This window comes from Streptomyces sp. NPDC045021 (assembly GCF_056432645.1).
Genome location: NZ_JBWKIQ010000010.1, coordinates 55,729 through 74,379, shown reverse-complemented (window position 1 = coordinate 74,379; position 18,651 = coordinate 55,729). Strand labels below are relative to the sequence as shown.

Annotated in this window: 15 protein-coding genes and 2 pseudogenes; 8 read left to right on the top strand and 9 right to left on the bottom strand. The window is 67.4% G+C overall.

Annotation, left to right across the window (positions count from 1 at the left end):
• Positions 1–168: 168 nt before the first annotated feature.
• The 6 genes from AC07DC_RS27575 (at position 169) to AC07DC_RS27550 (ending at position 6,444) form a co-directional block, all read left to right on the top strand.
• Positions 169–1,437 carry an ABC transporter substrate-binding protein gene (locus tag AC07DC_RS27575; RefSeq protein WP_478917421.1) on the top strand — a complete coding sequence of 423 codons (1,269 nt, stop codon included), beginning with the start codon at positions 169–171 and terminating at the stop codon, positions 1,435–1,437.
• Positions 1,434–2,417, top strand: coding sequence for a carbohydrate ABC transporter permease (locus tag AC07DC_RS27570; protein ID WP_478917186.1), 984 nt, complete (start codon positions 1,434–1,436; stop codon positions 2,415–2,417). Before AC07DC_RS27575 ends, AC07DC_RS27570 begins: the two co-directional genes overlap by 4 nt.
• On the top strand, positions 2,414–3,328 hold the full coding sequence (locus AC07DC_RS27565; RefSeq protein ID WP_478917185.1) for a carbohydrate ABC transporter permease: 915 nt from the start codon (positions 2,414–2,416) through the stop codon (positions 3,326–3,328). The genes AC07DC_RS27570 and AC07DC_RS27565 overlap by 4 nt, the downstream gene beginning before the upstream one ends.
• Positions 3,329–3,488: 160 nt before the next feature.
• Positions 3,489–4,307, top strand: coding sequence for a DeoR/GlpR family DNA-binding transcription regulator (locus tag AC07DC_RS27560; protein ID WP_478917184.1), 819 nt, complete (start codon positions 3,489–3,491; stop codon positions 4,305–4,307).
• Between the two features lie 66 nt (positions 4,308–4,373).
• A complete protein-coding gene (locus AC07DC_RS27555; protein WP_478917183.1) occupies positions 4,374–4,601 on the top strand; it encodes a class II fructose-bisphosphate aldolase in 228 nt (75 codons plus the stop codon).
• A gap of 178 nt (positions 4,602–4,779) precedes the next feature.
• Entirely contained in the window at positions 4,780–6,444 is a 1,665-nt protein-coding gene (locus AC07DC_RS27550; protein WP_478917182.1) for an RICIN domain-containing protein, read from the top strand.
• Positions 6,445–7,554: 1,110 nt separating this feature from the next.
• Here AC07DC_RS27550 and AC07DC_RS27545 read toward each other — a convergent pair.
• From AC07DC_RS27545 to AC07DC_RS27525, 5 genes and pseudogenes are all read right to left on the bottom strand, one after another.
• On the bottom strand, positions 7,555–7,683 hold the full coding sequence (locus AC07DC_RS27545) for a LuxR C-terminal-related transcriptional regulator (protein ID WP_478917420.1): 129 nt from the start codon (positions 7,681–7,683) through the stop codon (positions 7,555–7,557).
• Between the two features lie 128 nt (positions 7,684–7,811).
• Positions 7,812–8,092, bottom strand: a pseudogene (locus tag AC07DC_RS27540) (hypothetical protein); the annotation flags it as partial.
• Between the two features lie 112 nt (positions 8,093–8,204).
• A complete protein-coding gene (locus AC07DC_RS27535; protein ID WP_478917419.1) occupies positions 8,205–8,588 on the bottom strand; it encodes a PPOX class F420-dependent oxidoreductase in 384 nt (127 codons plus the stop codon).
• Between the two features lie 165 nt (positions 8,589–8,753).
• Positions 8,754–9,016, bottom strand: a pseudogene (locus AC07DC_RS27530) (aldehyde dehydrogenase family protein); the annotation flags it as partial.
• Positions 9,017–9,424: 408 nt separating this feature from the next.
• Positions 9,425–10,186, bottom strand: coding sequence for an SDR family NAD(P)-dependent oxidoreductase (locus tag AC07DC_RS27525; protein ID WP_478917181.1), 762 nt, complete (start codon positions 10,184–10,186; stop codon positions 9,425–9,427).
• Between the two features lie 131 nt (positions 10,187–10,317).
• On the opposite strand from AC07DC_RS27525, the gene AC07DC_RS27520 reads away from it, so the two are divergent.
• Positions 10,318–10,926, top strand: a complete 609-nt coding sequence (locus AC07DC_RS27520) for a TetR/AcrR family transcriptional regulator (protein ID WP_478917180.1) — start codon at positions 10,318–10,320, stop codon at positions 10,924–10,926.
• Between the two features lie 926 nt (positions 10,927–11,852).
• Here AC07DC_RS27520 and tnpA read toward each other — a convergent pair.
• The gene (tnpA, locus tag AC07DC_RS27515; RefSeq protein WP_478917179.1) at positions 11,853–12,281 is read right to left on the bottom strand and encodes an IS200/IS605 family transposase; all 429 of its coding nucleotides are present in this window, start codon (positions 12,279–12,281) and stop codon (positions 11,853–11,855) included.
• Positions 12,282–12,307: 26 nt separating this feature from the next.
• On the opposite strand from tnpA, the gene AC07DC_RS27510 reads away from it, so the two are divergent.
• On the top strand, positions 12,308–13,468 hold the full coding sequence (locus tag AC07DC_RS27510; RefSeq protein ID WP_478917178.1) for an RNA-guided endonuclease InsQ/TnpB family protein: 1,161 nt from the start codon (positions 12,308–12,310) through the stop codon (positions 13,466–13,468).
• A 41-nt stretch (positions 13,469–13,509) separates the two neighbouring features.
• On the opposite strand, the gene AC07DC_RS27505 is transcribed toward AC07DC_RS27510, so the two are convergent.
• The 3 genes from AC07DC_RS27505 to AC07DC_RS27495 form a co-directional block, all read right to left on the bottom strand.
• A complete protein-coding gene (locus AC07DC_RS27505) occupies positions 13,510–14,967 on the bottom strand; it encodes a GH1 family beta-glucosidase (protein ID WP_478917177.1) in 1,458 nt (485 codons plus the stop codon).
• A gap of 164 nt (positions 14,968–15,131) precedes the next feature.
• Entirely contained in the window at positions 15,132–16,625 is a 1,494-nt protein-coding gene (locus AC07DC_RS27500) for a ricin-type beta-trefoil lectin domain protein (RefSeq protein ID WP_478917176.1), read from the bottom strand.
• Between the two features lie 675 nt (positions 16,626–17,300).
• On the bottom strand, positions 17,301–18,644 hold the full coding sequence (locus tag AC07DC_RS27495) for an ABC transporter substrate-binding protein (RefSeq protein WP_478917175.1): 1,344 nt from the start codon (positions 18,642–18,644) through the stop codon (positions 17,301–17,303).
• Between the last annotated feature and the right edge of the window lie 7 nt (positions 18,645–18,651).

Here is an 18,651-nt window from a genome sequence, read left to right as displayed (position 1 = left end):
AATCGCCAGGTGCTAGCACGTCCCGCGAAGGGCTTCCCTCGTCGTCACTTCGCCCCCCAGCGCATTCCGAGAACGCAAACCACCCATGGAGGCACCATGTCGGACGTCGGCTCGCCGGGTACCAACGACCGGGGGATATCGCCGAGTCGCCGCACCTTGCTCAGGGGGATGGCCGGTATCGCCGGCCTCTCCGTCGCAGGCGGCCTGCTTGCGGCCTGCGACAGCTCCGACCCCAAGCCGAGCGGTGGTGGCTCGGCCGGAGGCCCGGTGACCTTCGGCTCCAACTACTCGGATCCGTCGGTGAAGACCGCGTTCGCAGCCCTGACGGCCGGGGCGACCACGTCGACCGGTTCGCAGATCAAGATCAACACGGTCGACCACAACACCTTCCAGACCAACATCACCAGCTATCTGCAGGGCACGCCCGACGACCTGTTCACCTGGTTCGCCGGCTACCGCATGCAGTACTTCGCGGCCCAGGGCCTGGCGCTGCCGATCGACGACGTCTGGGAGAAGATCGGCGGCAACTTCAGCCCCGCCGCCAAGAAGCTGTCGACCGGCCTGGACGGTCACCAGTACCTGGTGCCGCTGTACAACTACCCCTGGGTGGTCTTCTACAACAAGAGCGTGTTCAAGGCCAAGGGCTACGCCGTCCCCACCAACTGGGACCAGTACGTGGCCCTGGCCGCGAAGATGAAGTCCGACGGGATGATCCCGATCGCCTTCGCCGACAAGGACGGCTGGCCCGCGCTGGGGACCTTCGACATCCTCAACATGCGGATCAACGGCTACGACTACCACATCAAGCTGATGAAGCACGAGATCCCCTGGACCGACCCGGGGGTGACCCAGGTGTTCGAACACTGGGCCCAGCTGATGCCGTACGTGCAGAGCGGCGCCAACGGCCGGATCTGGCAGGACGCCGCGAAGGCCCTGGAGACCAAGCAGGCCGGCATGATGTTCCAGGGCACCAACCAGGTGGCCGCGCAGTACGTCACCGACAAGGCTGATCTGGCGGACCTGGACTTCTTCGTCTTCCCCGAGATCAACCCGGCGTACGGCACGGACTACATGGACGCGCCCACCGATGGCTTCATGCTCAGCAAGAAGGCCAAGAACGTCGACGCCGCCAAGAAGGTCCTGGAGTACATCGGCAGCGGCGCGGCCGAAGCCGGGTTCCTCAAGACCGACCAGTGGGACGTCGGCCTGGCCACCGGGCTGAAGGTGCCGACCTACAACGCGATCCAGACCAAGTCGGTCGCCGAGATCGCCAAGTGCAAGGCGGTCGCCCAGTTCATGGACCGTGACGCGGACCCGGCCATGGCCAACGCCATGATCGCCATCATCCAGAAGTTCATCGCGGATCCGAGCTCGGGCAACATCGCCAGTCTGCAGAAGAGCGCGGAGAGCCAGGCGAAGGCGATCTACACTTCATGACCTCCAGCACCGACGCACGAACCCCGGCGGCGAAGCAGCGCCGCCGGGGTGTGCGCAAGCTCTCCGGACGCGACAGGCTCGTCGTCACCCTGCTCCTCGGTATACCTCTTCTCATCGAGCTGGCCTTCGTCTGGTTCCCCGCACTGGGCACCGTCCTGCTGTCGTTCACCAAGTGGAATGGCGTCGGGAGCCTCAACACCAAGTCGTGCCTTCCCAACGTGCCCTCGATCGTGAACAACGGCTGTGTGTACGGGGTGCAGAACTACCACCAGGCCGCCACGATCTACCCCGAGTTCTGGCCCGCCGTTCAGCACAACCTCATCTGGCTGGCCGTCTTCATCCTGTTCGCGACCCCGCTGGGGATGCTGTTCGCCGTGGTCATCGACTGGGGCATCAAGGGCAGCCGCATGTACCAGAGCATCCTCTTCCTGCCGGTGATGCTCTCCCTCGCGCTGATCGGCATCATCTGGGAGTTCATGTACTCCCAGAACTTCGGGCTGATCAACACGGTCATCGGGCGCAACAGTGACAGCAACGCCATCGACTGGCTCGGCAATCCGCACCTCAACCTCTGGGCTGTCATGGTCGAGGCGACGTGGCGTCAGGCCGGCTACGTGATGGTCCTGTACCTGGCCGGGCTCAAGGCGGTCGACCCGACGCTGAGGGAGGCCGCCAAGGTCGACGGAGCCAATGCCTGGCAGACGTTCTGGCGCGTGGTCTTCCCGGTGATGAAGCCGATCAACATCGTCATCATGGTCGTCACCGTCATCGAATCGCTGCGCGCGTTCGACCTCGTGTACATCACCAACAAGGGAATCAACGGCCTGGAACTCCTTTCGGTGCTGGTCACCTCCAACATCGTCGGCGAGACCCAACGCGTGGGCTTCGGGTCCGCGCTGGGTGTGGTGCTCCTGGTGATCTCGCTGGTGCCGATCAGCATCTTCCTGTTCCAGACGTTCCGCCGTGAGGACACCCCATGACCACCGACACCCTGCCCCGGGTCACGGCGCAGCAGGGCTCCAGCGACCGGCCCAAGTCCCGCCCCTGGGGCCAGATCAGTGCTCAGCTCTTTCTCGTCAGCGCCTCGGTGCTGTGGCTGCTCCCGATCCTGTTCGCCCTGTACATCGCGCTGCGGCCGTACTCCGAGACGCAGAAGTACGGCTATGTCTCGCTGCCGCACCACCTCACGCTGAAGAACTTCACCGAGGCGTGGACGCAGTCGGACATGCTGCACTACTTCTTCAACTCGGTGCTGATCACTGTGCCGGCGGTGGTGGTGACCCTCGCCCTCTCCACCGGGGTGGCCTTCGTGCTGACTCGGGTGAACGTGAAGTTGAACGTTGCCCTGCTCATCCTGTTCACCGCGGGCAACCTGCTGCCGCAGCAGGTCATCATCACCCCCCTGTACCGGCTCTTCCTGCAGGTCCCGCTGCCGGGCTTCCTCAGCGGCAGCGGACTGCTCTACAACTCGGCCTTCGGCCTGATCCTCATCAACGTGGCGTTCCAGCAGGGCTTCTGCGTCTTCGTGCTGAGCAACTACATGAAGTCGATCCCGGAAGAGATGTACGAGGCGGCGCTGGTGGACGGCGCCGGTCTGTGGACCCGGTTCTGGAAGCTCACCGTGCCGCTGTGCCGCCCCGCGCTGGCAGCTCTCGCGACTTTGCTGACCACCTGGATCTACAACGACTTCTTCTGGGCCATCACCCTGATGTCGTCGGGCGACAAGCGCCCGGTCACCTCCGCACTGGCCAACCTCCAGGGGCAGTTCGTCAGCGATCAGAACCTGATCGCGGCCGCGGCGCTGATCGCGGCCGTGCCCACCCTGGTGGTCTACGTCCTGCTGCAGAAGCAGTTCATCGCGGGCCTGTCCCTGGGGTCGAGCAAGGGCTGAGCCGTGGAGCGCGGACCTGGTCCGCCGCCGCGGTTGCGCGAGGCGGTACACGGCGGTGCACGTCCGTACTCGGCTGTACATGGAGGAGGAGGGGCCTCCCGGTAACCAGACAGGCTTCTTGTGGAGCCAGGAACATGATGAGGAAGGACCGGACCCTGCAGTGAGCGAGAACCTGATTCTGCTCGCGGAGCAGCGACGCTCCTTGATTCTGGACGAGGTCCGGCTGCACGGCGGCGTGCGCGTCAATCAGCTCACCCAGCGCTTCAACGTCTCGGACATGACGATTCGCCGGGACCTCGACGCCCTCGCACGGCGAGGCGTCATCGAGAAGGTGCACGGCGGCGCGCTGCTGGTGGTCGAGACGTCCACCCATGAGCCCGGGTTCGAGGTGAAGTCGGATCTGGAGCTGGCCGCCAAGAAGGCCATCGCGCGGGCGGCCGCGGCGATGGTCGCACCGGGCAGCGCGATCGCGCTGTCCGGAGGGACCACGACGTACGCGCTGGCCCACGAGCTGCTGGAGGTCCAGGACCTGACCGTGGTGACCAACTCGGTGCGGGTCGCGGATGTCTTCTATACCGCGCAGCGATCCAGCAGCGGGAACGGGCAACCCCCGGGGTCCGCGACGGTGGTTCTCACCGGCGGCGCGCGCACCCCGTCGGACGCCCTGGTGGGACCGGTCGCTGACCAGACGATCCGGTCGCTCCACTTCGATCTCCTGTTCCTGGGGGTGCACGGGATCTCGGCGGAGGCAGGCCTGTCCACCCCGAACCTGGCGGAGGCGGAAACCAACCGGCAACTGGTGCACTCCACACGGCGGCTGGTCGTCGTCGCCGATCACACCAAGTGGGGCACGGTGGGGCTGAGTTCCTTCGCGACTCTGGAGCAGGTGGACACGTTCATCACCGACTCCAGGCTCTCTCAGGCACTGTGTGAGGAGATCACCGAGCACTTTCCCGGCCTTGTGGTTGCCGACCAGTGAGCTGGTCCGGAGATTCGTGAGCAGTATCGGCAGCTTCGGTAGATGATCTGGTCGGCGGTGTGGTCCATGGGAGACGCAGCCGGGGGCGGTGACGCCGACCTCGCCGAAACGGTGGCAGCCGGGATGACCAAGGTGAACATCGCCACCCACCTCAACCAGGTGTTCACCGGCGCGGTCCGCAGCCACCTTGCCGACCACCCCGCCGAGGTCGACACCCGCAAATACCTCGCCCCCGGACGTTCCGCGATGACCCAGCAGGCCGCACGGCCGCTGTGCCTGCTCTGGGCCGGATGAACACTCCCTCGGTGAACCCTCCGCGGCAGCGTTCACCGGGCCGGCCTGGTCGAAAAGCGAGAACGCACGTGCTGATCACGCAGAAGCCATGGGGCTGGCGGCAAGAGGTGGAGTGCCGGACCTTCGGATGCCCCGCGCCGGGCCCCTCACCACGCAAGGACTCAAGAACGAGGTTCTCATGCGAATAACCAGACATCTCGCGGTCCCGGTCGCCCTGGGCCTTGCGGCCTGCGCCCTGAGCGGGGCCGGCGCTACGGCCCACGCGGCCTCGGCAGCACCCGCTTCCGGCACCGTCTACACCCTGACGAACGCCGCGAGCGGCAAGCTGATGGACGTCAGATACGGCTCGACCGCCCCCGGTGCACCCATCGTCCAGCAATCGTCGAACAACGGGGCTAACCAGCAATGGTTGCTGACCCGGACCAACTCCGGCGCCTATACCTTCAGGAGCGCCAACAGCGGCCTGTGTCTGGACGCCCCCGCCCCGGAGAACTCCGTTCCGCAGCTCGTTCAGAACACCTGCAACGGCTCCGGCAACCAGCAATGGAAGATCGAGTCCGCCGGCGGCGGCACCTACACCCTTGCCAACGCCGCCAACGGCCTGCTCGCCGACAACAAACAGTCCTTGGACAAAGAAGGCAACGAGATCATCCAGTGGCCGTCCAATGGCGGCGCCAACCAGTACTGGACCCTCACGCCGACCCTCACCCCGCTCACACGGGTCGGCACCTACACCGCCGGCCTGATGTCCAACGGACCCTCCTTCACCAACCAGAGCATCCGCATGGTCGCACACACCACCGTCGCAGGGTCCAAGCTCCGCGTCCGACTGAGCAACCGCTACGGCACCGGACCGCTGACCATCGACGCCGTCGACCTCGCCCAGGAAGGCAGCATCTCCGGCACCCCCGTCCCCGGCACCCACCACACCGTCAAATTCGCAGGCAGCGCCTCCGTCACCATCCCCGTCGGGCAGGACGTCGCTAGCGATCCGATCCCGATGGACGTGGCCGCGAACACAGACCAGCTCGTGAGCCTCCACCTGCCGGGCACGCCCGCCGGCACCACCTGGCACGCAGAGGCACAGCAGGATGCTTGGGCCTCTACCGTCGGCAACCACGTCACCGACGACGGCCTCGGCAACTACCCGACCAAGAAGTGGTCCTGGTTCTTCCTCGAAGGCCTGGACGTCATCTCCTCGACCGCCACCGGAACACTGGCGTGCGTCGGGGACTCCATCACCGACGGCGTCGGTTCCACTTGGGGCGCCAACCGCCGCTGGTCCGACTACCTCGCCCAGCGCATGAACTCCGCCCCCGGCGGCCCCACCCTCGGCGTCGTGGACGCCGGCATCGGCTCCAACCGTGTACTGACAACCGTCGGCGGCAACAACCCGAGCCTCGTGAGCCGATTCGACCACGACGTGCTCGGCCAGCCCAACGTCAAGAGCGTGATCCTGCTGGAGGGCATCAACGACATCGGCAGCAACCTCGGCTCCAACGGATCCACCCCTCTGACCGCCACGGACCTCGAGAACGGCATGCAGAAGGTGATCAACAAAGCCCACGCCGTCGGCGTGAAGATCATCGGCGGGACGATCCTGCCCTACGAGGGGGCCAAGTACTACACGCCTGACGGCGAGCAGGTCCGCAAAGCCGTCAACCAATGGATCCGCACCAGCGGCGCCTTCGACGGCGTCATCGACTTCGACAACGCAATGCAGGACCCCGGCAACCTCCGCGCCCTCAACCCCGCCTACGCCAACCCCGACAAACTGCACCCCAACGACGCCGGCTATCAGGCGATGGCCAACGCCGTGAACCTCGCGCTGCTCACGCCGTAGCACCGTGTCAGCCCGACAGACAAGGGAGGTAGGGCGACCTCGGCGCGCCACCACGGCCCAGGTCAGCTGCTCCCTTCCCCGACGATGCTCCCCAGCAGGATGTCGACGGCTTCCCGCTGGTCACCATCTCGGCGGCAACGAGCGCGTCGTCACCCTGCCCTCTACCGCGGGGTCCGTTTCCTTTCCTGCCGGAAGGCGGGGGTATCCACGACGGAACCAGATGACCACCGGGACGTCCCTCCCGTCCCACAACGTGCCGACCCGCTATATCAGGCAGCAGCCGTACCAAGCCCCGTGCTGCGCCGCTACGGCCCCGCCGGCCCCGGAAGCGGACCCTTCGACGTCGGCCTGACCTGCGGGGGCAAGGTCACGGTCTGGACCGAGCCGGTGTCGCCGGACGGCGCTTGGTGGCTGCCCGTCCTGGCCGCGGCGGTCGGGGCCGGGCGCCCCGTCGCGCACGCCGTCAGACTGCGTGGCCCCAGCTCCGGCCACCCGGTCGTGCTGCCCGACGGCGGCCGGGAGGGCAGCCTCGGCGCGGACGAGGAGGACCGCGATGCCGAGGCGGCGGCACGGAGTCTGCTACCCGAAGGCGGCACCGCGGCTCTCGGCTCCGGTCCGCATCCGGACGTCTTCGTCGCCGCACGTGCCTCCCGGCCGCTGCCGGCGATCGTCACCTGGACGCCGGTTGCCCGGTCCTTGGCCCGGATCGGCGGTGAGCTCGGCTACCGGTCGGTCGTTCTGGAGCACGGCCCGGTCTTCGCGGCGCAGGCACGGGACGCCGGTGTGGAGGTGCTCCCCGGGCTGCCGCAGACGGGGCTGCGCACCCTGCGCGGCGAAGGCGCGCTCGACGGCCGCTACGCCGTCGTGGTGCTCACGCAGGACGCGCTGGTCTACGTTGCGGCGCTGCTGGAAGCCGCGGAGGCGGCGTCGGGTACCTGGGCGCCATCGGTTCGGCGGCGACGGTCCGTGACCGCAGCGGACGGCTGCGCGACGCCGGATTCGACGGGGCGGCGTGCACGGCGATCCGCTCGCCGATCGGCTTGCCCCTCGGCGGCCGCACCCCGGCCGAGGTGGCCACGGCGATCGCGGCCCAACTCGTCGCCGTGCGGGTCAGTCAACGGCATCCAGGTCCGCGTCACGCAGTTGGGAGCGGCTGCTGATGCCCAGCTTCGGGAACACCTTGTACACGTGGTAGCCGACGGTGCGCGGGCTCAGGGAGAGCCGTGCGCCGATCTCCAGGTTGCTCAGCCCATGCGCTGCCGGCCGGGCGACCTGGAGCTCCTGGACCGTGAGCAGAGCCGATGGATCGCCGCCACGCCGCCGTGGCGCATCACCCGCAGCACGCAGCTGGGCACGGGCCGCACGGAAGTCACCGCATACGCGGCCGCCGCGGACCCGGCCGACTGCGCATGCTGGCGCCAGGTCGCGCGCCCGCCTGCGCCGAAGGTGAAGCGGGCATGCAACTCGGTGGCGAGGAGCGTGGAAGCCGCGGTGATCAGAGCGTTGGGCAGGCCCCAGTAAATCCAGGAGGCGAGGGCCGCCACGGCGAGCTGGAGGCGAGCCCCACTCCGCCGCCGAAGAGTACGAAGCGGGCCGGGGCGATGAAGGTGCCGGGTGCCGCCTGCTGCTGACTCTGCGCTGTCTCCACAATCCGACCCTCTTGATCGCTCACTCTTGTGTGCCGTGACCGTCTGATGGCATTCACCACGGGCCCTCCGACAGGCGGCCCCTGATGCGGGAGTAGACGGTGCGTCAACTCGTTAGGGGGTGAGCCGCACGCGGATGCCCAGCGTCCGGTCCGCTCCCCGCAGCCAGCTGTCGAAGATCATGAGGCGGCCGACGATGCCGTATTTGCGGGCGATGAGTGAGCGGTAGCGGGCGCCGGTCGCCGCGTCGGTGATCTCGGCGGTGGCTGGGACCGGGTCGCCCGTGGGGTTGCCGCGCAGGTCGCAGGGGCCGACGAGGATGTCGCCGCGGGCCCGGATCCGCTTGACCTTCCAGGAGTCGGCGGGGGTCCGCACGCCCAGCGTGTCTCCGTCGCGCACCACCCACACCGGGGTGGCGACCGGGGTGCCGTTCTTGCGGTAGCTGGTGATCAGCATGTACTTGCCTGCGCTGAACTGCTCGAGCAGCGTGTCGTCCATGATGCGTTCGTGTTCCTGGTTCTTGCGTTCGAGGTCGTTGGCCACGTGGGCGGCGTACTGCGATGCCAGTTCGCGCATGGGGATGCCTTCTTCCGAGGGGGCGGGGCGGCGGCGCGTGTGAGGTTGCGGGGTGGTATTGCGTACCGCCGCCGGGTCCGGGATGGTTCAGCTCAGCGGGACGTCGAGGACGGCCTTGCGGTGGCTGACGTCTCGATGGAGTAGCGGCCGTGGTAGTTGCCCATACCGCTTTCGCCGACACCGCCGAAGGGAAGCGTCGGCACGGCCAGGTGGTGCATCGGCAGGCCGAAGTTGAGGCCGCCCAAGGAGGTCTCGGCGGCGAGGTGGCGCTTGGTGGTGTTGTTCTCGGTGACGGTGTACAGAGCGAGCGGCTTGTCGCGCTCGGTTATGGACGCGATCGCCTCGTCCAGGTCTGCCGCCCGGGATCGCTACCTCAGGTGGCAGCCGCCACTCGTCTGGACCTGAGTGGGGTAGTGCGCCCAGACGATGACGATCGGCAGGGTGAACTCCAGGAGGGGGCGGAGGCGAGGAAGACTCCCGCCGGGCTGGGAAAGCCGTCCCGGGCGGAGATCAGCCGCCCGATGTCACCGAGGAAGATCGGGGCGGCCAGGAAGTAGACGAGTGCTCCCTGCCATCGGATCGTTGGCGCCACCCAGGCGAACAGGGGAGCCCCGCCTACGTAGACACCCCCGTCTCCGAGCGCGATGGCAGCGGCCAGCAGCAGGCAAACACGGACGATGGTGTTGGCTGCTGTCACAGGGGTGCTGGCCGCTGTCATGGCTCCTTGATTGTCTCGGAGTTGGGCCCGGCGTTGGTGTTCAGGCCTGCTCGGTGGGGCGTACAAGCAGTTCGGCGACGGCCACGTGCCTGGGGCGGGTGACGATGTAACCGATGGTGTCGGCGATGTCCTCGCTTTGCAGCCGCTTGATGTCGCCGAGGCCGGCGTTGAGCAGTTGCTGGACGGCGTCCGAGTTGTGGGTGCGCAGTTCGGTGTCGACGCTGCCCGGCTCGACGACGGACACGCGGACGTGCTGCTTGGCCAGTTCCTGGCGCAGCGCCTCGCTGAAGCCGGTGACGCCGAACTTGGTGGCGGTGTACACGGCCATCATGGCGTAGGCGTTGCGGCCGTTCAGCGAGCTGACGTTGATGATGTCGGCGACCTGGCGCGGCCCGTCGGCGGCGGCCTTGACCAGGTGGGGGACGGCCGCGTGGGTGGTGTGCAGCAGGCCCATGAGGTTGATGTCGACCATGCGCTGCCAGTCGTTCAGGTCGGCGCCGGGGGTGGGTCCGAGCAGCATGAGGCCGGCGTTGTTGACCAGGGTGTCCAGGCGGCCCAGGCTCTCGACGGTCCGCTCCACGGCTTCCGCGGCGGCCTGGGAGGTGGTGATGTCGGCGGGCACGACCAGAGCCTTTCCGCCCGCCTTGGAGATCTCCGCGGCGAGGCCGGTGAGCCGGTCCTCGCGGCGGCCGACCAGGGCGACGGAGGCGCCCTCGCGGGCGAGCTCAAGGGCGGTGGCGTGACCGATGCCGCTGGATGCTCCGGTGACCAGGGCGACGGTTCCTTCAAGACGACGAGTCATCGTTCAAGCCTTTCGATACGCGGCACGGCCGCCTTGCTGCGAGCCGTGCGGGATATGGGGATACGGCCCTGCTGGTGGGGCCGTACAGGGGTGGAGGACGCCCAAGGCCGGGCCGAGGGCACAATGGGGAAGTGAGCATCACTGGGAAGAAGACCACCGACACCGCACATCAGGGGACCAAGACTGTGGCAGACCTCCCGCCTCGCGAACGCCTCGTGCAGGCCGCGTCGCGGCTGTTCTATTACGAGGGCGTCCGCGCGGTCGGCGTGGAACGGCTGATCTCCGAGGCCGGGGTGACGAAGGTGACCTTCTACCGGCACTTCGCCTCCAAGGACGACCTGGTCGTGGCCTATCTGCTGACCAAGGACGCCTACTACAAGGAGGTGGCCGAACCGCTGGCCGCCGGGCACCCGCCCGCGGAGGCGCTCGACCTGATCTTCGAGGCGATCGCCGAGCACGCTCGCGAGCGCGGCTTTCGAGGATCGCCGTTCCTGAACGCGGCCGCCGAGTACCCGGACGCCGACCATCCGGTCCGCGGCCTGGTGACGTCCCACCGGGACTGGATCCGCACCCTCTTCCAGGACCTGCTCACCCGGCTCGGCCACACCGACCCGGAATCGGCCGCCGGTGCGTTGCTGATGATGTACGACGGCGCGATGGCCGCCGGCTACCTCGACGACTCGACGGCCGCCCACAAGACCCTGCTGAACGCGGTCCGGCTCATCCGATCTGACGGCTGACCCCATCGGAGCCGCGGGAATCAGCGGCCCTGTGCGGGTCCCCGGCCAAGCCGGGGCGCGGGTTGCTTTCATGGAACTGTTGATCTCTCTTCTACGTACACCAGGACCCACTGGCGGTGGCTTGCCTGGTGGCAGTCCCGCCCGGAGACCGAGATGCCACCCGAGGTAGGGTTACCGGTCATTCTACCTCTCGACGATAACCCCCCTGCTGTCCTCACGCCAGCTGTAGAGCGGCTTGTGGGATCTTTCACGGTCTGCCGCCGCCCCGATGGGCCTTCCCGGCTTGCGCGGCCGAACTCGCCTGCTCCCTCATCTTCCGGCGTCACCTTCGGGCCTGCCACGGCGACGAAGTGAAGACTCGGCCGCGTAGTGGCGGAGTTCGGTCCGTTCGGGTTCATGTGGATTTTCTACAGGCTCTCTCGGCCGCATGAGCAGGCGAAACGTCATGCATTCCGCACCGATTATGCCCATATCGACTTTCGCATTCCCGCAGATAGAGGCGATTTACGCCCCAAATAGGGACAACGGCCCTGCCCGGATCCACTCGGAGCATGCCCGTTCTCCTGCCCGCGTCCCGGCCCGGGAGGCCAGGCCTTGTCTCAGCGGAGGCGCGCGCATCTCAAGATCGGAAAGGCAACAGCTACTGAAGCAGCGGCCGGACCGCCGCCCGCTCCGCGTCCGTCCTGTCCGTCGGGTATCGGCACTTGCGGACCCCGTTGTCCGCGGCGTTTCCGAACCGGTGAGCCAGGCAGTCACCTCCAGGGCGACCGATCTGGACTGCACGGACATCAACACGGAACACTGCGGCACCGGGGCCTCCTGCTCGGTGATTCGATACCAACGAGTTGTTCAGCATGATCTAGCGAGGAACCCCGGGGCTTCAGCCCCGGGAGGAATCGCTTCTCTGGATTGCTCTGACGCGTAGGTCACGTCGGGCGTTTTTGCTGCTCGATGTACTCCTTGATGATGGCCAACGGTGCTCCGCCGCAGCTCGCCGCGAAGTACGAGGGTGACCAGAAGTGCGCGCCCCACAGATATTTGCGGATGTGGTCGGGGTACTCCTGGCGGAGTCTGCGGGCGGAGACGCCCTTGAGGGAACCGACCAGCTTGGAGATGGCGACCTTCGGCGGGTAGTGCACGAGGAGGTGGACGTGGTCATGCTCGCCGTTGAACTCGACGAGTTCGGTTTCGAAGTCGGCGCAGACGGACCGCATGACTTCCTCGCAGCGTCGCAGGATCTCGTCGGTGAACGGTCCGCGGCGGTACTTCGGGGTGAAGACCAAATGGGCGTGGAGGGTATGGACGACTGTACGCCCCCTGCGGATCTTGGGGTTTGGTTCCCAGCGTGGTGACATAGATCAACCGTAGTACGCTGTCCCGCGTGAAGATCGTCGTGCAGGTCAAGCTGATGCCGGATGCCGTACAGGCACCGGTCATCGCAGCGACCTTGCGCACGGTCAACGTCGCCGCGAACTGGGTGTCCGAGGTGGCCTTCGCCCACGGTGTCCCGCGTGAGTACGAGCTGCGCAAGCACACCTACACCGAGCTGAAGACACGCGGTCTGGGGGCGCAGGCAGCCCAGCACACGATCAAGAAGGTCCGCGACGCCTACACCACGCTGAAGGCGAACATCCATGCCGGGAACCTGGGCAAGCCGGGCTCGAAGCGCCGCATCAAGGCGGAGTCGAAGCCGATCGGATTCCGGGCGGATGCGGCGCACCCGTACGACGACCGGTGCCTGTCGTGGCAGTACGACGCTCAGACCGTCAGTATCTGGACCACGGCGGGCCGGCTGAAGTCCGTCCGCTTCGCCTGCTCGGCGGATGCGCTCACCATGCTCCGTGAGTACCGCAGGGGCGAGTCGGATCTGATCGAACGCGACGGCGTGTTCTACCTGATCGCGGTATGCGAGGTCCCCCAGGCCCCGATCAACGAGAACCCGTCCGGCTTCATCGGCGTGGACCTCGGGATCGTCAACATCGCCACCACGTCCACCGGCTACCGGGCCGCCGGGCGCGGCCTGAACCGGCACCGCACGCGGCAGATCGAACTGCGCCGCAAGCTCCAGGCCAAGGCAACCCAGTCCGCCAAACGCCGACTCAAACACCGCAGCCGCAAAGAGACACGGCATGCCGCGAACATCAACCACATCATCTCGAAGAAGATCGTCGCCACCGCTGAACGCACCGGTCGCGGTATCGCCCTGGAAGACCTCACGGGCATCCGCGACCGGGTACGGCTCCGCAAGGATCAGCGGGCACAACTGCATGCGTGGAGCTTTCACCAGCTCGGCACGTTCCTTGAGTACAAGGCGCGCCGGGCCGGGGTGCCGCTGGTGTACGTCGATCCGGCGTACACCAGCCAGCAATGCTCCCAGTGCGGACACATCGACCGGAAGAACCGAGTCGATCAAGCAACGTTCGAGTGCCGCGCCTGCGGCGTCACCCTGCACGCGGACGACAACGCGTCCCACAACATCGACCGCAAGGGCGAAGCTGTGTGGACCGCGGGGCGTGAGTCACGCGTCCCAGCCACCCCATAGGTGGTCAGGACGGAGGAGGCCACACCACAGCCAGTGGCGCCCTACCTCCAAGCCCGGTCCTTTAGGGCCGGGTCAAGTTGACTTACTGCGCCGCTCCTCCGAATAGAGGTTCTCTTCTCGGGGGTGGGAATCGCGACGGAAGCTGCGTGTTGTGTGGTGCGCCCGTGGGCGCGGATGATCTCGGCGTAGCGGTGGCCGCTGTCCTTGATGGTGCGTGTCTGGGTCTCGTAGTCGACGTGGACGATGCCGAACCGCTGGGAGTAGCCGTAGGCCCATTCGAAGTTGTCCAGCAGGGACCAGGCGAAGTAGCCGTCGAGCGGGACGCCGCGGCGGGCAGCCCGCGCGCAGGCTGCCAGGTGGGACTCCAGGAAGGCGATGCGCTCGACGTCGTGGATGCTGCCGTCGGGCGCTGCACGGTCGGGGTAGGCGGAGCCGTTCTCGGTGACGAAGATCGATCGCGGTGCGTAGTCCTCGCTGATCCGGACGAGCAGGTGTTCCAGCCGGTCCGGGTGGACCTCCCAGTCCATTCCGGTACGGGGTGTGCCCGGCGGTGTGACGGGACGGGCGAACGGTGCGGGCCCCTGCGGATCGTCGACGGTGACTGACCGCTTGTAGTAGTTGACGCCGAGCCAGTCCAGCGGCGCGGCGATCGCCTCCAGGTCACCGGGTTTGGCGGGTGGTTCGGTCCCGTACACCTCGACCATGTCGGCCGGGTAACCGCGGCCGTGGATGGGATCGAGCCACCAGCGGTTGTTGTGCCCGTCGTCGCGGCGGGCGGCGGCGATGTCCTCGGGCCGGTCGCTCGCGGGCTCGGACTGCGTGAGGATGTTGACGATGCCGATCCGCGCTTGTGAGGCGGTGGACCGGAGGGCCTCGACGCCGAGCCCGTGGGCGAGCAGCAGGTGGTGTGAGGCGCGCACGGCGGCGGTCAGGTCGGTGCGGCCCGGCGCCATGACCCCCTGGAGGTGGCCGAGCCATGCGGAGCAGTACGGCTCGTTCAGCGTCGCCCAGTTGGTGACCCGGTCACCGAGCCTGTCGGCGACAACGGTGGCGTAGTCGGCGAATCGCAGGGCGGTGTCGCGGGCGGGCCAGCCGCCGCGGTCCTCGAGGGCCTGCGGCAGGTCCCAGTGGTAGAGGGTGACATGAGGAGCAAGGCCCGCTTCCAGCAGTGCGTCGACCAGTTGGTCGTAGAAGGCCAGCCCTGTCGGGTTCACGCGGCTGTCCCCGTCCGGCATGACGCGGGGCCAGGCGATGGAGAATCGGTAGGCGTTGAGGCCGAGGGCCTTCATCAACGCCACGTCGTCGGGCCACCGGCGGTAGTGGTCGCAGGCGATGTCGCCGGTGTGCCCGCCGGCGATGGTGCCGGGCTGCTTGCAGAAGGTGTCCCAGATGGATGGTGCTCGGCCGTCCTCGGCGACCGCGCCTTCGATCTGGTAGGCGGAGGTGGCCGCTCCCCAGGCAAAGCCGGAGTGGAATGCGGTCAGGTCGTCAAGGGGCACAGCTTTCCTCGCTTCGTGGTGGGGAGACGTTCGGAGTGCCGATGGGACCGTGGATGGACCGGTCCGCTGCTCGGGCCCGGAGGGGAGCGCCCCGGGGATGGGGCCGGTCGCGGCTCTTGACGTCCGCGACCGGCCTGTGGGTGTGTCAGGCGGGGGGTGGCCTCTCAGCTGGTCTGCCACTTCTGGTTGTTGCCGCCCCAGCAGGACCAGAGCTGGACCTTGGATGTGGCCCCGTCCCTGTCCAGGCAATGACCGGACTGCACTCCCCGGATCGTGCCGTCGGAGTAGAACATCCACTTCTGGTTGGCCCCGCCGTTGCAGTCATAGGTGCCGACCACGGTGGCGTCGTTGGTGCCTGCTCCGTAGGCGTCCAGGCACTTCGTGCTCGTACCGCCGTAGACGGTGATCTGCCCGGAGGGCGTCCGGGTCCACTGCTGGTTGTCGCCGCCCCAGCACTGGGCCCAGACCTGGACCTGGACGTTGTTGTGGCTGAGGTCGGGGACGTCGAGGCAGCCGTCGCTGCCGACGTTGCGCAGGATGTTCGTGTGCGAGCCGGGGTCGCTGCCCCAGGCGTACTTCAGGCGGTCGATGCCGCTGATGTTGCGAACGCCCAGCGCCAGGTTGGTGCCGCTGCCCTTGAGGTCGAACAGGGAGTACCAGTCGTAGGTGGGCCGGTCGATGCGCTTACCGCCGAGGGCCGGCCAGTAGACCGCGCCCATGCCGAGGGAACGGGCGGTGTCGGTGTCGGCACGCAGGTACCGCACGAAGTTGTCGGTGCTCGTCGCGTCGTTGTAGTTGAGACCTGTGTCCATCGGCGCGCCGAACTCGTCCAGGATGGTACGCGTGCCGCAGGTGCCGACCTTGCTCTTGAAGTCGGTGACCCATTCGCTGTAGGTCTTCTCCGGCTTACCGAAGGCGTAGTGGTGGAGCGAGAGGTAGGTCCCGTCGAGGCGGGAGTCGGCGCACACGGTCGTGACGTAGTCGTTCGAGCCGGGTCCGCTCACGATGATCCGGTTTTTGGGGACCGAGGGGCGGTCGGTGATCCAGGTGGCGGCGAGGTTCGCCCAGTTGGTGGCGCTGTAGCCGTTGGGCTCGTTCATCGGCTCGAAGTAGACCAGGCTGTTGGAGCCGTACTTACCGATGACCGAGTTCCACATCGAGTTGAATGCGGCCATATTGGTGATCCTGCCGCTCTGGGCCGCATCGTCCTCCCAGTAGGAGAGGATGACCTTGAAGCCCTTGGCGGTTGCGGCGTCGATGGCGCCGGTGTACTTGTCGCCCCACGTCGTGCCGGGGACGGAGTGGGTGTTGATCGGCAGCCGGACGGTGTTGGCGCCGAGCGTGCTCTGGAATCCGCTGAGGATGGCGTTGGCCTTGGCTTTGACGGTGTCGTAGCTGTCGGAGCTGTTCAGCCCCTCCGGGACGACGTCGCCGTGGACGAAGTTGTCCCCCGGCATGGCCCAGTTCACGCCCTTGAGCTTGCTGGCGTCCGTCGGGTTGGTTTCCGCAGCCGCCGGCGACGCGGTGGACAGCATGGTGATCGGCGCGGCGATCAGTGCGGCCGCGAGGCAGGCCAGCGCGCGGCGGAGGAAGCGGGTACGGGCGGGGGGGAGTACGGCTGAGTGAGGACTGGGTCGGGTGCGTTGGGAGTTGGGCATGTCGTGTTCCTTTTCTGCATGCGGCTCTGTGCAGGCGGTCGTTGCCGCCTTGGGCGCCACGAAGCGATCTGCCGCGGTGGGCGGTTGTGATGCGGTGGTGGCGCCTGGGTGTGTTCCGGAGAAGGCACGGCGCGAGGTGGTGATGGGCGCCGGGCGGCCGGGGAACGTGGGGTCGGCTGAGTTGACGTGCTCGCTTTGGGCTGGCGGGCACGGCCTTTGTTGTGGAGAAGGGGCCACTGCGGGTGGGGCCCGCTACGGCGTTGTCACCGCCCGCTGAGTGTCCTTGCTCGGGGCGGCGGGCACGGGATGCTGTTGGCGGCTGCGCGGCCGACCGCGGTGATCGCGACCACCGGTGCCCGAATCCGCACGGGCGGTGGCCTGGGCAGGATGCTGGGCGAGCGTCCGTGCATCCGGGTTGCTCCTTCGGGTACGGGCGGCTCAGGGCATGGGGGAGGGAGGCCGCGTGTGGCTCGGTGAGCCTGGGGTGGGACCCCGCCGGCCTGTCAGGTGGCCGGCGGGGCGATGGTGGGGGCGGGTCGCTGAGGTCGTCGTCAGCGGCGGCCGTTGGCGGCCGGTCGTGCGACCTCGTGCCCTCAGGGTGGAGGTGCGAAGAAGTGCCGTTGGACGGTCCTGCTGTCCCGCCAACAGGCGGGCGGGACACGGGTCGGCGGCGTGTTACTTGACGGTGAAGCCTTGTTCCTGGCCGTACTTGCGGGAGGCGTCCTGCCATGCCTTGAGGCCGTCCTGCAGGGTGGTGTCGCTGACGTAAGCCTTGCCGACGGTGTCGTTGAAGATGCTGTTGGCGTAGACCTGGAAGGGAAGGTAGGACCATCCGATGCGGACGTCGTGGGCCGACTTGGCGAGCACCTCGTTGATCCTCTGGCCGCCGAAGTACGGGTCTTGCTTGTTCAGGAACTCCACGGAGTTCAGCTGCTTGGTGGTGGAGGGGAACGTCCCGGCGTCGACGCGGGTCTGTGCGCCCTCGTCGACGGTGGCGTACTTGAGGAATGCGTAGGCGAGCTTCTTCTTGGTGCTGGCCTGCATGACAGCCAGCGAGCTGCCGCCGTTCTCGGCGGTGACAGCGTCCCCGCTCTTCCACTGCGGCATGGGCGCCACACGCCACTTGCCTGCGCCGGCCTTGACGCCCGATGCGAGGGGCGCGGGCATCCACGCGCCGGTGACAAGGGAGGCGATGGTGCCGTCGGCGAGGCCCTTGTACCAGGCGTCGCTCCAGGGGGTGACCGGCGCGAGCAGCTTGTCGCTGATGAGCTGCTGCCAGGCGGTGGTGAACTTCTTGGTGCCGGCGTCGTCGAAGTTCACGCCGACGTCGGTGCCGTCGACGGTGTACGGCTTTCCGCCGGCCTGCCAGATCATGCTGGTGGTGAAGCCTGCGTCGCCGGTGTCGTTGGTGAGGTAGGTCTTGGGATTGGCGGCGTGCAGCTTCTTGGCCGCGGCGTTGTACTCCTCCCAGGTGGCCGGCACCTTGATCTTGTACTTGTCGAAGACCTCCTTGTTGTAGAACAGGGCCATCGGGCCGGAGTCCAACGGCAAGGCGTAGATACTCTCGGTGCCGGCGTGGACGGCGCTCCACGGGCCGGCGGAGAAGGTTTCCTTGAGCTTGTCCGCGCCCAGGGCACTGAGGTCGGAGACGGACTTGGCGAGCGAGAACTGCGACAAGGCGTAGTACTCGATCATGGCGACGTCAGGGACACCCGATCCGGCCTTGACCGCGTTCTGCAGCGCGGTGTACTGGTCGTTGTTGGTACCGGCGTTGACCAGCTTGACCTTGACCTTGGGGTACTTGGCCTCGAAATCGCTGACGACCTTCTTCAGCGTCGGGTCCCAGGCCCAGACCGTGATCTCGCCGCCGGCGTTCAGGGCGGCCTGGATGTCGGAGTTGGACGCAGGCTTGGCGCTGCCCGAGTCCTCGGTGCCGGAGGAGCTGCAGGCGGTGGCGGTGAGTGCCACCGACAGGGCCGCTGCGCCCAGCAGCAGGACGCGACGACGTGTTCTCGTCATGGGGGTG

Excerpts from the sequence above, each read along its gene's own strand:
- AC07DC_RS27575 (WP_478917421.1), top strand. The coding sequence starts at position 169 with ATGGCCGGTATCGCCGGCCTCTCCGTCGCAGGCGGCCTGCTTGCGGCC.
- AC07DC_RS27555 (WP_478917183.1), top strand. The coding sequence starts at position 4,374 with ATGGGAGACGCAGCCGGGGGCGGTGACGCCGACCTCGCCGAAACGGTG.
- AC07DC_RS27565 (WP_478917185.1), top strand. The coding sequence starts at position 2,414 with ATGACCACCGACACCCTGCCCCGGGTCACGGCGCAGCAGGGCTCCAGC.
- AC07DC_RS27495 (WP_478917175.1), bottom strand. The coding sequence starts at position 18,644 with ATGACGAGAACACGTCGTCGCGTCCTGCTGCTGGGCGCAGCGGCCCTG.
- AC07DC_RS27535 (WP_478917419.1), bottom strand. The coding sequence starts at position 8,588 with ATGGACGACACGCTGCTCGAGCAGTTCAGCGCAGGCAAGTACATGCTG.
- AC07DC_RS27500 (WP_478917176.1), bottom strand. The coding sequence starts at position 16,625 with ATGCCCAACTCCCAACGCACCCGACCCAGTCCTCACTCAGCCGTACTC.
- AC07DC_RS27550 (WP_478917182.1), top strand. The coding sequence starts at position 4,780 with ATGCGAATAACCAGACATCTCGCGGTCCCGGTCGCCCTGGGCCTTGCG.
- tnpA (WP_478917179.1), bottom strand. The coding sequence starts at position 12,281 with ATGTCACCACGCTGGGAACCAAACCCCAAGATCCGCAGGGGGCGTACA.
- AC07DC_RS27525 (WP_478917181.1), bottom strand. The coding sequence starts at position 10,186 with ATGACTCGTCGTCTTGAAGGAACCGTCGCCCTGGTCACCGGAGCATCC.
- AC07DC_RS27570 (WP_478917186.1), top strand. The coding sequence starts at position 1,434 with ATGACCTCCAGCACCGACGCACGAACCCCGGCGGCGAAGCAGCGCCGC.